The following is a 12300-nucleotide window of genomic DNA, read 5'->3' on the forward strand; positions in this document are numbered from 1 at the left end:
CGCCTTTGGCGATCGTACCCGGTACCATTCGAGAATTTGCCGGAAGGGGATGCCCTGTGTTATCTGCCCCCCGGGTATCTTGTGCCGGGAGATTCGGTGCCAAGCAGAGACCTTCACACCGCGTTGCGTTCGGACGTCGTCGAACGCGTGAACGCCGGGCGCATCGCGGTCGCTGTCGTGCGGCTGCAGTCGGGCAAGGACGACGTTGCCCTCACGCTGCATGTCAACCCGACTTCGTTCTCGACCGCCGGCGTCCAGACGCGCGAATGGCTGCAACTGCTCGGGTTCGCGGAGAACGCCGGCTGCAAGTTCACCGGCGGGCTGCAATGCTTCAGCAGGGAAGTGCCCGAAGGATACGATCTCGGTAACTTCGCGACGGCGTTCAACGACGGCTTCGTCCGCCTCGAGAAGGCGACCGGCGACTTCGAGTCGTGCGGGTTCTGGCTGCCCTTCCGCCGGCAGCTATCCGACCGGGCGCGGGCCTACCGCCAGCCTCTGTCCGGCGACGGTCACATGGTCGTCGACGGCAAGACCTTGAAGACCACCGAAGACGACAGCTTCCGTTACGTCTTCACCTTCGTGAACACCGGGAGGGAAAAGGGATTCGTCACCCATTATATTCCGCGCCATCCGCCGCTCTCGTCCGAGGTCTCGACTGTCTTCGCCTATCTCGGCCTCGAGACGTATCGCGACTGTCCGGAGGCGGGGTTCGAGCCGTGCCACTATAGGACGCTCAGGCTCTTCGAGGCCGACAATCCCTTCGACGGCAACGTCGATTTCGCTCACCAGTCCTTCGATGCGCATGCCACGCGCTTCTCGCAGGCCATCGAGGGCCTGCTCGCGGCCAACGCCGCGGCCGAGCGCGCCGGCCTCACGTTCTTGCCGATCGCAAGGCCCGCCCAGCGGCAGCGCAACGACATCGTACGCCAGATCGGCCTGCCGACCGACAAGAAGCGGGCGCGTCCGAATCCGAAGATGGCGTTCGACGCGGCGATGCCGTCGAGCTTCGACGTAGCGATCTCCTTCGCCGGCACCGAGCGCGCCTTGGCCGAACAGCTCGCGGAGAAGCTGCGCGCAGCCGGAATCGCCGTATTCTACGACTATTTCTACGCGGAGCATCTGTGGGGCAAGAACCTCACGGCGTTCCTCGACGAGATCTACGGCAAGAAGGCGAAGTTTTGCGTCGTGTTCGTCTCGAAGGAATACAGGGACCGCAAGTGGACGATCCATGAGCTGCGGAGCGCGCAGGCGAAGGCGCTGGAGCAGAAGGGAGACGAATATATCCTGCCCGTGAAGGTCGATGATACCCAACTTGACGGACTGCCTTCGAACGTCGGGTACGTCGACGTCGCGGTAGGCATCGACCGGATCGCCGAGATGCTCGAAGCGAAGCTGAACGGCTGAGCATGGCACCGGATCGGTCGGCTGGCGCATGATCGTCAATCTTCCGATGCCGGAGAGTCTGAACGAAGCGGCCCGTAGGCTTTATTTCCCGGCCTGGTCTTCCCTGATCGCGATCCGAACGGATTTCGACACCGTATTCGAGTACGGCATCGATTGATCGCAGGAGTGGTCGGAATACCTCGAAGGATACCAGCCCGAGCTCCAGGCGGTGTGCTCCGTGATCCAGCAGTCGAACGAGCTCGCGCTGAAAGCGATGATATGCGCCGCCAGCCCGTATATGCTCCTGCTTGGAAGCGAGCCGAGATTCAGCGCCAAGCTCCGCGACATCGACTTCTCCGAGTTCCGGGCTCTCGATGCGGTCGATCTTCCCGCCGCCGTGAACTCGCTGTGTCCGTATCCCTTGAGCGACGGCTACATCGGCTACTACAACGAGCTCCGGGTCCTCAGAAACAAGTTCCCCCACCTCGGACAGGCCGGCCAGACCTTGAAGCCCGAAGACTTGTTGGATCTACTGATCCGCCAACATATCGAGCTCTGGAGCGATCGGTCGTGGCTGGCCGATCGCGCGAATTTCGCCTCCTGCACGGGAGCCGCGTTCCTGCACGACGGAAAGTACAACGCGGCCGCGTCCGAGGTCATGGACTAGTTGCCGATGACGTTCGCACGGATCGGGAAGAGCGCCTTCAAGAAGCTGTTCTGCATCGGCGAGACGACGGGACGGTATCTCTGCCATCGGTGCATCCGCGAAGCGTCGACGCGCTTCTACGCAGTCGATACCGACCGGTGCAAGACCGCCCCCCTCAAGGGAGCGGACGGCCAAACGCTGCACTGTCTGATGTGCGACGAAGATTACGAAGTGGAGCGGCGTCCGTGCCGTATTGAAGGCTGCGAAGGCGACGTCATCAGTGTGGACGAGTATCGCGGCGCCGATACGTGTCACACCTGCGGGCGAGAGCAGAAGGACGAATGAGCGGGGCGCCGCGTCCGGAGATCGCGGGTGCACCGCTTCCCTTAGGCCGCTCGCCGCGGAATGTGCCGACTACTTTCCGTGCTGGCGAAAAGCGTCGAGAATCTCATCGAGGTCGCAGCGCGCGTAGACCCTTGCCTTTTCTCGCTGGAAGCCTCTGTTGCACAGGCTCTCTTCGCGGGGATTGAGTTGCAACCGGAGTTCGTCGACCGCGCGACGGGATAGGAGCCAGCCTAACGGAACTGGGATGCCGCGGTCCGCCATTTGGACTGTCGTGTATCGGTCGAAAATGTATGGCTCCGTCACTACGCTCTTTTTCGCGGACTCCTCGATCATCCGATGGATTTCCTCGTCGCTCACTCCGGGCGGAATGCTGCTTGACTTCAAATTCGACCGGGAGATCTCTTCCGACACCTGGATCTTCAGGTCGTTCAGCCCGTATTCGACGCGGAAGTCACGGACGGACATGACCGTTTCGAGCGCGGTCAGGAAGTCGCTCACTAGACCCGAGTGGTTCGCGTACCCGTCTTGCCGCTTGCAAACCGGACTGGCGTCGTCGCCGGAACTGCCGCAATACGGAGCGTTGCCGATGTGAATGGTGAGGACCGAGAAGCGCTGATCGTATATTTCTTCGGCGTCCTTGTCGGTCCTGATCTGTTGAAGATGCCTGTAGACCTCGACGAGCGTGGGAGTGCCGGAATTGTCGAAGTATCCGCCGTCGACGTACTGGTCCTTTCTACCTTTGTATTCGGGTTTCGGAATAACGGTGCCGTCGGGGCCGAACTTGACGTCTAGGTCAGTGAACGATCCCGGCGGCGAGATGAAGGGAAATCGCGCGCTGGTGCCCGCCGCGGCGCTCAGCGGCGGACCGTTCCTGTAATCGATGGCATGCCAGTCGTCGAAGCCGCCGTGCGGAAATGCCTTGACGAAAGAAGGGCTCATGATGAGGCGTCGGCCGTCCCTGGCCCTCGTCGCGTTGAGGAAAAGATTGGGAAGGCTGGGCGTGTCTTTCGAAGGCCTCAGCGCGTAAAGCGGCTCCGCGAGCGTGTCCTTGCCGAAGGTCTCAAGAAAGGATCTCTCGAGACTGTACTCGAGCCCGAGCTGACGGTCGAAGCGCGATATCGGAAACGGCAGAAACTGCTGGACCGTTTCGACGAAAAGCAATTTCGCCAGCAAAGGCGATAAGTGATCCTGCGAAAGGACGGCGGCGACCTTGTTCTGATAGTGATCCTGGCCGACGTTGGCGAATTCGCAACGCTTCTCCGCCGTGTCCGGCGGATCCACCTTCATCGCGGCCGCAAAGACGGCTGCGCCGACCGAACCTCCAGATACACCGCTGATGCCGTAGATGTGCTGTGCCATGCCCGGGCAGGCGTCGACCAGGCGGGCGAGCACCATCGCCGTGAAGTACGCCGCGCGGATTCCGCCGCCCTCCGCCGAAACGAGTATGACGGGATAGACGTCGTACTCTTTGCGGTCCGGTCTGTCCGCCAACCACGGTGCGAATTCGTCCTCGAATTCCAGCGTCGGCATGTTGACTTCGGGACTTCGGCGGATCGAGTGGTTGTCGTTGAGATCCAGCCACCCGAACGCGACCACCAGCGCGGCCACCGCGAGCGCGGCGACCGGCCGGATGCGGCCCCGCCGCGCGAGTATCACGACGTCGGACACGATCGACGTCCAGATACAGCATGAAAGCAGAAAGATGTTCACCGGCCCCAAGGATTGCGCGACCGAAATCAAGCTGAACGGTAGGCCGAAGCTCGAATCCCGCGTCGAAAGCAGGAAGGCCGACGAGATGAACGCCAGCGCGCCCCACGCGGCGACTCTCGCTTGCAGGACGGCGACGACGGCTCTCGGGACCGGAGATAAATTTGGCAGCCAACGGGTCAGTATCCCGAAACGCGTTTGAGCGAGATAGAAGGCGACGAGACCCGCGGCGAGTCCGATGAAAGGGTCGGACAGCGGGGCCAGTTGGCCGTGAAGGCGGACGAACGCGAACGCGATGAGAAGGAGTGGCGAGGCGCCGATGACGATGCTCAGAAAACGCCCGTATCGAGGCGGGACGGGACGACCGGCGGTCCGCAGCAGATTCCGGGAGTTGGTCCTGAGAACGACTGACAGTGCCGCGGCCGCGCACAATGAGAGCGCATAGCGGGCCCAGGAAATTTCGATCCGGTCGCCGTACCTTACGTAACTGAAAAGGGCCTCCGTGACTTGGTCGTTCGCCAGGCCCGGGATCAGGAAGCAGAAGGCCAAGGTAGCGATCGTTAGACTGACCGGCCACATTTTGAAGAACGGGGAGGTCGCACCAGCGATCGCGCCCCACGCGGAGCGTATCGCGCGGAGATATCGCGAATCGCCGGCGTGATCTTGAATAATGGGTGTTCCGGGCATCGCGGTCACACGTGGGTCGATCTGCCGAACGGTTCGTCCGTTCGACTCTATCCGATACTACGCCTGTGACGCCAGTTCTGTCGGCTCGAAGTTCCTTGGAATTCGTTTTCCGGCGCCGATCACGAGGCGACGCGCTGCATCTTCCGCAAGTCGCGGAATTTCCGGCTTTCCCTCGCATACGCAGCCAGCAACGCCTCGACCCAAAGCGCCATCCCTCGGCCTCCAGATCGATCCTTTGCGGCCGGCTGTAGTGCTGCTCGGTCACGGTGCAAGTCGCTCGCGCTCCTTCGTTTTTCCGTTCGAGGTCTTGTGGGCGAGGATCGCCCTCGCCGAGCGCCCAGGCGTCTGTCGTCGAGATAGTTGAGTTGGTGAGCGTCCGCCGATAGTCGTGCAGCGTCCATCGCTCGATGCCGTAGAGCGCGAAGAGATCGAGGCGCTCCTTTCTGAGACGCGGTTTGGGGCCCGGCTTTCCTTTGCGCGCGGGCTCCTGCTTCACGGTGTGGTCGTAGACGCGACCGCTGGAGGCGGTACATCGCCAGATTTAGCGCGGACTGCGTGACGTGCTTGCCGGGATCCCGTCCCCCGTGAACGTCCACTTCGACTTGCCGCCGGAAAGCGCATGATACTTCATCATGATCTTCAGCGCTTCGGGCGGAATCGGAGACGAGTGCGGGCGGCCGCCGTCCCTGCCGCCCTTCATCTCGGTCGCGGTCCAGCAGCTCGGCCGTTTCGCTTCTATTCATGATGCTCGCTAGAAAGTGGATTGCGAGTGGGAGGCCCTGGGCCGTTCTTAGACCGCGCAGAACTTCGTCGTGTTCCAGCTCTATTGGCGACAGGGTTGCCAACAGAGCCGCAGCGTCAGGAATTAGGAGGGGTTCGAGTGCGAGAACCTCTGAATCAAAGACTAAGGGCTGTCTACGACTGGTGAGCACGAGCGTACGAACACTGTCCCGAAAAACGAGATCATCCGCTACAAACCGAAATTTTTCATCGGTCAACGCTTCACTGCCATCAATCACAACGGTGAAAGGAGGCAAAGGTTTGCTGGACCTTATCTTATTCACAAACTTGTCTACTGCAATGTCGGCGTCGGACTCGCCATACAGGTCAAGCCAGGCAACGCGGCGGATTACGAATGCGCCATGGGCCAGGAACTGGATTATTAGCGCCGTCTTGCCCATCCCCCGGGGCCGAAAATGAAGAGTGGCTTATTCCAACCCATCCTCGACGTTGTTGCCCGGTTCAGCCAAACTCTGCGGTTCTTCCGACAAAATTGGGCACCAACCGTGGCTCGTAGTCGAGTACGATCATATAAATGTCTCCGGAACGACGTGTGCCTAATGAAAAGGCGCTTTCCGATCGACTTCACACGCGGGCGCACGCATAGGCGTTCTTGATATTGGCATTGAAAAACGTCCCAATAGACGGAGCCTGCATCAGCTGGTCATACATAAACTGTGGCACGTTATAGTATTGATAGACGCCCGCTTTGAACTCGACCTCAAGCGTTTCGCTTGCTGGATCGTAGCCAACCGAAACAAGGTTCGTTGAGGTTACCGTTGCGCGTTCCATCTACTCTCCGTTTGTTTTTGCTTTAGGTTTCTCCGGTTCCCAGCGTGGGTTCTGGGAGCGCCAAGCCGCGGCAATTCGGTCATAGTCGCCCTGCGCCCATTGCTTTGCCCAAGCGTCGGCAACAAGCGGGTCTTCGCTGCTTGGCCTCAGACCGGCAGGCGGAAGTGTGATACGACAGCGTATGGGCAGTTTGGCAGCCTCGCCCGCAATGATGGCTTCGCCGGTACGCAGCACCGGCAAACTGTCCATCAGCCCGCTCAGGCTATCTGGAAGCACCGATTGCACCTTGGTGCGGTCGGCAGAGTTAGACAGCCGTAACGCAATGAATGTGCCGCACTGCGATAGAATCGTTTCGTCAATTTCGGTCGGGCGCTGACTAACGATCATCGCTCCCAGGCCAAACTTCCGTCCTTCCTTGACAACCCGCTGAACCATCGTGCGCGCAAGATTGTCGGTTTCTTTGCCCAGATAGCGGTGAGCTTCTTCCATCACGATAAGCTGGGGTCGCTGACGCCCGCCTTCCGGTAACTCGCGGCCCCAGAAAAGCGCCTCGTAGATGATGTTCAGGATGCTTCCTACCAGCCGAATGAGCACGGCGCTTGGAACGCCGGACAAATCAAGGATAGTGATCGGTTTGTTATGGCCCAGCCATTCTCGAAGGAGGTCGCCCAGATCATTTTTGTTTTGCCTGCGAGATCAGGCTCCCAGTCTCCCGGACGCAGCATGAAATCATATTGCTTGTCGAGAAGACGCGACCGCATATGTTCCAGCTGCCGCCGAATTGAAAGAACGCCGAAGCCATTGATGAAGGGCGGCGTGTTCGTTGTCGTTGGGGGTTTGTATCGTGGCGCAATTAGTTTTTCCGCGTCGCCCTCTGCGAGAATTGCGCGCACGGTGCGCGCGGTATCGTCCCACGTTTTGACCTCCGGGTCGATAAGCTCGAACCAAAGCTGTTTAAGGCTGAATGGAATTGGGCTTTCTGTCGTCAGGGCGTTCTCGTCGACGCCATCGAACTTTCCTGATTGAACACGTTTAAGCTTTGCCGCCTGAACTTTGTCGAGTATCGCGGTGAACGCTTTGTCCTCGAGCTTTCCCATGACAAACGTCAAAAGCTCTGCGGCTTCCGTCGCCCAGTATGGAATGTAAAGCCGTTTTTCTCCCTCCGTGGGGTTAACGCGAAAGACCTCTGCAAATTCCTTCAGCGCGGTGCTGTATTCGCCGTGAATATCGATCAACAAGATCCGGGCGTTTGGGAGCGGCTTGGAATCCTGCGATTGCCCGGCGATAGAGCGAAGCAAGCTCGTAACGGTCGTCGATTTGCCCGATCCGGTTGAGCCAAGAACAGCGCTGTGTCGTGTGACAAGCTTATCCAGCTCGACGCGAACGGGTATGCTCTCAGCACCTGACAGGCGCCCAATCGGAATCTGTCCGGCTTCGCTGGTGCCGTAGATTTTTGCAAGATCATCCTCGGTTACGAGATGAACTTCGTCATTGATCGTCGGGTACTGGCTGATGCCTCGCTCGAAACTCACATCAATGACTTCGCCGACGAGTTGAACGGTCATCCATCGGTGACCGCGCTCCGCTAAGTTCTTGGCGGCTTCGGGCGTTGCATTAGCGCCAACGTCGCACACGATTCCGTAGAGGTTATGATAGCCCTGTGGAATTCGAACGAAGCTACCCACCTGACCAACGCGATAACTTCGCCCGCCAATGATTGAGATGCCGGAGAAGGCCCCTTCGATCTGCTGAATGCTGACCGTCGAACCGCTGACAGCGCCGATATGGCCGAGCAATGTTGGCAACGTCATTTAGTTGCTCCTGACGCATCCGACAGAGCGGTTGGCTCAATTGTCGGCGAATACGCTTGAAGCGAACGCGAAGCCGCGAAGAACTTGGCGAATGGCTCGATCGCTCCAAGTAAAAACTGCGCAGGCTTGTCGTCGGAAGGTTGGCGCCAGTAGGTTTCGCGAATGGGCCCCCAATCCTTACTGGGGAGCTCGCTCGGCAAGGACCAGCGCCCACGTGTACCATTCACCTTTGCGCCGTCGGGGCAGTAGACGCTGAAGTTTGCGCGGCGCTTCGCTATCTCGCGCGCTGCTATTTCGTCGTCCAATGGCTTGAACTGAAACGCGAAGACACTCGCGTATGGATTGCCCGCTAGCGCTTCGTCAATCCGTGACGTTACGTGGGCGTCGGAATAAGAGAAGCCAATTGAAATGAGCAGTGTATCTTGCAAACTCAGGAACGACCGGAGTCTATCAAAGAGTGCCGCGTACGGTGCCTTCTGCGTTTGATCGTATTTCAAATGCTCTGGAAAAACGAGATGTGTAGATGAGGTGCCGCCCGTGCGAATGACTTCGCCATTTTCTTTTGCTGACCAGCCCAACGATCCGTGAAGCTTCCAGAGGCGTGTCCAACGCGGAGGTAGATCGTTGCGCGCAATCGTCACCGGATCGAAGAACGGCTGAGACGAGCCTGAAAATCCGTCGAAGTATGGCGCCCGCACCGCTTCGAGCGCTTGTTCGAAAAGCAGGTCATAGTTCGTTGTGAAAATCTCGATGGCCGTATCCCGTGCGGCCCCAGTGATCCAGTTGACGATTTCGCTATACGCCGACGAGGAATTTGGCAAATCGACACTGACGATTTTGCCAATCTGGTTGCAGATGTCGGTGCCGAGTGTCTTGTATCCTGCACCATCAAGGCCGTGAACTTCTTGCTTGCCGAGAAATTGGCTAAACGAACGTACCCGTGACAGGACGGTCTCAATGTCGTGCTTCGTAAGGTCGGTCTTCAAGGCGGTGATGACAGGCTCGTATTTCGTATCGAGCGAGTTCAACACTTGCTCGGTCAGGCCCGCCACAGCAGGTATGAGAGGATAGCTACCGTCAGGCTTGGCCATACCGGCCGGTGCACCTGCGCCGATCAAGAACCCCATGCGCTTCCTTCCTTGGGCAACGATGGTGCGCAGGGCTGCCATATACTGATCGGGATTGTGAACGCTTTCAGTCACGCGAATCTCCTTTAGGACACGCTAATCATTATTCGCTCGCGACGCCACCGTGGCGTGCAATCTTATCGCGCGCCCGTTATTCGTGTATTTTCAGTGGATTAGGGCCCCTTGCCCTCATTGCAGAGGCCGGGCTAGAGCCGCGATTTTCCGGGGCCCGCTAGCTTCGTCTTGAAAGCGAAAAATGAATTCGCGGCGTCGTCAATGCCGCGCTGGATCGCACCGTCACGTCCGCCAATTCTCGCGGATACACTCGCGGTACGATTGCTGACTAACTACTCGATCCGGGGCGGGTGACCCTCTCTGGTCGCGCGCAGGTGACCAAGCGAGGCGCCTGGGCAATGCCATCTTGTACAAGCCGAAAAGCCATTGCGGTTGACTGGCACTTCGAGCGTCTTTTCCTTCCAAGCTGACGGAGGCCTCTCTAACATTAACTCGCTGCAGCGCCCGCCACTCCTCCCTAATTGCGAAAAGAATTCATGTCGCAGCTTATATCCAAATGCGCGCGAACAGACGTCGCTGTGCTCCAGTGTACGCGGGAGCCCTCGAGCATCCGCATTGACGTTGATCGCGGCATAGCAAACTCTCGTCACACAGATCTCTGTGAAGTAGGAGGGAGGATGCAATCCAGTCGAAGATGGGGAGACAGAAGCAAAGGGTTACTGATTGCTCCAGCCAATCCGTCATCTAGAGAACTAAAGCCGATTCCGTTCATTCAGCGGCTCACCTGCACGATTAAAGCAAGCGAGGTAACTGGCTTGGAACGCACCAAGCGTTACGAGTTAATTGGGGCAGGGCATCTCATTGCGACAACTGTAGGACGTCGGCGGTTAGTGCTCGTGAGCTCGCTCCAAGCACTGCTAGACGTGAATCCCTCTTAGCCTGGAGGTATGAAAGAGATTTCGTAAAACTTCGCGGGTTGGGAGATTCGGCCGCGGTTGTCTGTGATTTTCCGTTCCAATCGCCAAGTAGCTGGGGTAACTCCGTGGAACCGCTCGCCCGCAAATCACCCACCCGCTCGAACATAAAGAGATATCTTGTGCCGAATCGCGGACTCCGTCGTGAGTCGAGCCTGGTTCGAACCATTAGCACATGAGCAGTGGGGATCCGCGGGGTGCACTAGCGAAGTCGCGCCTCGAGGGTGATATCGAGGTTCAACGACTCGCATATACTGCGGCGATCAGGCGTTGATGCTCAGAAATGGATTGCAGCTGGGAAATGCCGGCGAGCGAGTCAACATCCGTCACGCTTTGTCTCGCTTCTTGCTCAGATCGAGATGTTGGGGCGCGGCTAGACCCGCCACCCGGCTGACGTCTGTGCCCGCGGTCTCCCCCCGATCGAGCTGTTGAAGCATCGTCAGGGCCGTCAGCAGGCTGACGTCCGTTACCCCTGTGTCCCTCAGATCGAGCCGTCGGAGCGCGGTCAGGCCCGCCAGCGGGTCCGCGTCCGTGACCCCTGTCTCCCCTAGATCGAGCTGTTGAAGCGCCTTCAGGGCTGCCAGCGGGCTGACGTCCGTTACCCCAGTCTTCCTTAGATGGAGCCGTCGGAGCGCGGTCAGGCCCGTCAGCGGGCTGACGTCCGTGACCCCTGTGATCTCCAGATTGAGATGTTGGAGCGCGGTCAGGGCCGCCAGCGGGCCGACGTCCGCGACCCCTGTCTCCTTTAGATCGAGCTCTCGGAGCGCGATCAGGCCCGCCAGCGGGCCCACGTCCATAACCCCCGTCTCCCTTAGGTAGAGCTGTCGGAGCGCGGTCAGGCCCGACAGCGGGCTGACGTCCGTGACCCCTGTGATCCCCAGATTGAGATGTTGGAGCGCGGTCAGGCCCGCCAGCGGGCCGACGTCCGTGACCCCCGTCTCCCTTAGATCGAGCTGTTGAAGCGCCGTCAGGGCAGCCAGCGGGCTAACGTCCGTTATCCCTGTCTCCCTTAAATCGAGCCGGCGGAGCCTCGTCAGGCCCGCCAGCGGGCTGACGTGCGTGACCCCTGTGATCCCCAGATTGAGATGTTGGAGCGCGGTCAGGCCCGCCAGCGGACCCACGTCCGTAACCCCCGTCTCCCTTAGATCGAGCTGTTGAAGCGCCGTCAGGGCAGCCAGCGGGCTGACGTCCGTTACCCCTGTCTCCCTTAAATCGAGCTGTTCGAGGGCAATCAGGGCCGCCAGCGGGCCGGCGTCCGTGACCCCTGTCCTCCCCAGATCGAGCTGTTGGAGGCCAGTCAGGTCTGCCAGCGGGCCCACGTCCGTGACGCCTGTCGCCCACAACCCGAGCTGTTGGAGCGCGGTCAGGCCCGCCAGCGGGCCGATGTCCGTGACCTCTGTCCTCTCCAGATCGAGCTGTTGGAGCGCGGTCAGGGCCGCTAACGGGCCGACGTCCGTTACCTTTGACTGCGATAGATTGAGTTGTTGGAGGGAGGTCAGGGCCGCCAGCGGGCCGACGTCCGTAACCCCTGTCTTTCTTAGATTGAGCTCTTGGAGCGCGGTCAGGCCCGCCAGCAGGCTGAGGTCCCGTACATCATCAGAATTGAATGTCAAAGTGCGGATGAACGGTCGCCAGCCGGCCGGTGGCGCACGTCCCTCAAGAATCATCCTGGCAGCTTGGCGCTCCACATCGTCGGGAACATCCATAGGCTTGGGTGTCTCGAAAGCTGACTTGGCTCCCGATGGGTCACGCCCCTGCTCGGCCTTCAATTCCGCCGGCCAGCGCGTCGCTGCGTTCGTCACCACTCCGGTCAAAATGGCCCGAGCGAGCCCGCGCGCTCCCGACAAATCGGCTGAGCGCAGATCTGCGCCGGTCAGATCGGCGCGTGAGAAGTCGAAACCGGCGAGGTTCTCGTTGCGCAAGTCGACACCGCGAAGCACCGCGCCCCGGAAAGCTTTCGACGGGTCGAGCTCGGCTAGTCTCGCCAGCACAACGAAACTGTCCGTGGACGCGTCGAGCACCGCGATCATTCG

Annotated in this window: 10 protein-coding genes; 4 read left to right on the forward strand and 6 right to left on the reverse strand. The window is 59.7% G+C overall.

Annotated elements, in window-relative coordinates; translation table 11 throughout:
• Nucleotides 1–96: 96 nt before the first annotated feature.
• The 4 genes from ACQR07_RS29140 to ACQR07_RS29155 are packed head-to-tail and all read left to right on the forward strand — an operon-like array spanning nucleotide 97 to nucleotide 2374.
• Complete coding sequence (locus ACQR07_RS29140) at nucleotides 97–1404, forward strand: TIR domain-containing protein (RefSeq protein ID WP_434905526.1); 1308 nt, start codon at nucleotides 97–99, stop codon at nucleotides 1402–1404.
• A gap of 28 nt (nucleotides 1405–1432) precedes the next feature.
• A complete protein-coding gene (locus tag ACQR07_RS29145) occupies nucleotides 1433–1561 on the forward strand; it encodes a hypothetical protein (protein ID WP_434905527.1) in 129 nt (42 codons plus the stop codon).
• Between the two features lie 60 nt (nucleotides 1562–1621).
• A complete protein-coding gene (locus tag ACQR07_RS29150) occupies nucleotides 1622–2050 on the forward strand; it encodes a hypothetical protein (RefSeq protein ID WP_434905528.1) in 429 nt (142 codons plus the stop codon).
• Nucleotides 2051–2056: 6 nt separating this feature from the next.
• On the forward strand, nucleotides 2057–2374 hold the full coding sequence (locus ACQR07_RS29155; RefSeq protein ID WP_434905529.1) for a hypothetical protein: 318 nt from the start codon (nucleotides 2057–2059) through the stop codon (nucleotides 2372–2374).
• Between the two features lie 69 nt (nucleotides 2375–2443).
• Here the strand turns inward: ACQR07_RS29155 and ACQR07_RS29160 are convergent, their stop codons facing one another.
• From ACQR07_RS29160 to ACQR07_RS29185, 6 genes are all read right to left on the reverse strand, one after another.
• On the reverse strand, nucleotides 2444–4768 hold the full coding sequence (locus ACQR07_RS29160) for a patatin-like phospholipase family protein (protein ID WP_434905653.1): 2325 nt from the start codon (nucleotides 4766–4768) through the stop codon (nucleotides 2444–2446).
• A 1365-nt stretch (nucleotides 4769–6133) separates the two neighbouring features.
• Nucleotides 6134–6340, reverse strand: coding sequence for a KTSC domain-containing protein (locus tag ACQR07_RS29165; RefSeq protein WP_434905530.1), 207 nt, complete (start codon nucleotides 6338–6340; stop codon nucleotides 6134–6136).
• On the reverse strand, nucleotides 6341–6934 hold the full coding sequence (locus ACQR07_RS29170; RefSeq protein WP_434905531.1) for an ATP-binding protein: 594 nt from the start codon (nucleotides 6932–6934) through the stop codon (nucleotides 6341–6343).
• Nucleotides 6916–8151: an ATP-binding protein gene (locus ACQR07_RS29175; RefSeq protein ID WP_434905532.1), complete on the reverse strand. Its 1236-nt coding sequence runs from the start codon at nucleotides 8149–8151 to the stop codon at nucleotides 6916–6918. The genes ACQR07_RS29170 and ACQR07_RS29175 overlap by 19 nt, the downstream gene beginning before the upstream one ends.
• Complete coding sequence (locus tag ACQR07_RS29180) at nucleotides 8148–9353, reverse strand: SIR2 family protein (RefSeq protein ID WP_434905533.1); 1206 nt, start codon at nucleotides 9351–9353, stop codon at nucleotides 8148–8150. The genes ACQR07_RS29175 and ACQR07_RS29180 overlap by 4 nt, the downstream gene beginning before the upstream one ends.
• A 1240-nt stretch (nucleotides 9354–10593) precedes the next feature.
• Complete coding sequence (locus ACQR07_RS29185) at nucleotides 10594–12297, reverse strand: leucine-rich repeat domain-containing protein (protein ID WP_434905534.1); 1704 nt, start codon at nucleotides 12295–12297, stop codon at nucleotides 10594–10596.
• Between the last annotated feature and the right edge of the window lie 3 nt (nucleotides 12298–12300).

This window comes from Bradyrhizobium sp. HKCCYLS20291, from assembly GCF_051167715.1.
GTDB lineage: Bacteria > Pseudomonadota > Alphaproteobacteria > Rhizobiales > Xanthobacteraceae > Bradyrhizobium.

What these genes read in the sequence shown, in the direction of transcription:
- ACQR07_RS29145 (WP_434905527.1), top strand. Translation starts at nt 1,433, where the DNA reads ATGATCGTCAATCTTCCGATGCCGGAGAGTCTGAACGAAGCGGCCCGT.
- ACQR07_RS29155 (WP_434905529.1), top strand. Translation starts at nt 2,057, where the DNA reads ATGACGTTCGCACGGATCGGGAAGAGCGCCTTCAAGAAGCTGTTCTGC.
- ACQR07_RS29160 (WP_434905653.1), bottom strand. Translation starts at nt 4,768, where the DNA reads ATGCCCGGAACACCCATTATTCAAGATCACGCCGGCGATTCGCGATAT.
- ACQR07_RS29165 (WP_434905530.1), bottom strand. Translation starts at nt 6,340, where the DNA reads ATGGAACGCGCAACGGTAACCTCAACGAACCTTGTTTCGGTTGGCTAC.
- ACQR07_RS29175 (WP_434905532.1), bottom strand. Translation starts at nt 8,151, where the DNA reads ATGACGTTGCCAACATTGCTCGGCCATATCGGCGCTGTCAGCGGTTCG.
- ACQR07_RS29185 (WP_434905534.1), bottom strand. Translation starts at nt 12,297, where the DNA reads ATGATCGCGGTGCTCGACGCGTCCACGGACAGTTTCGTTGTGCTGGCG.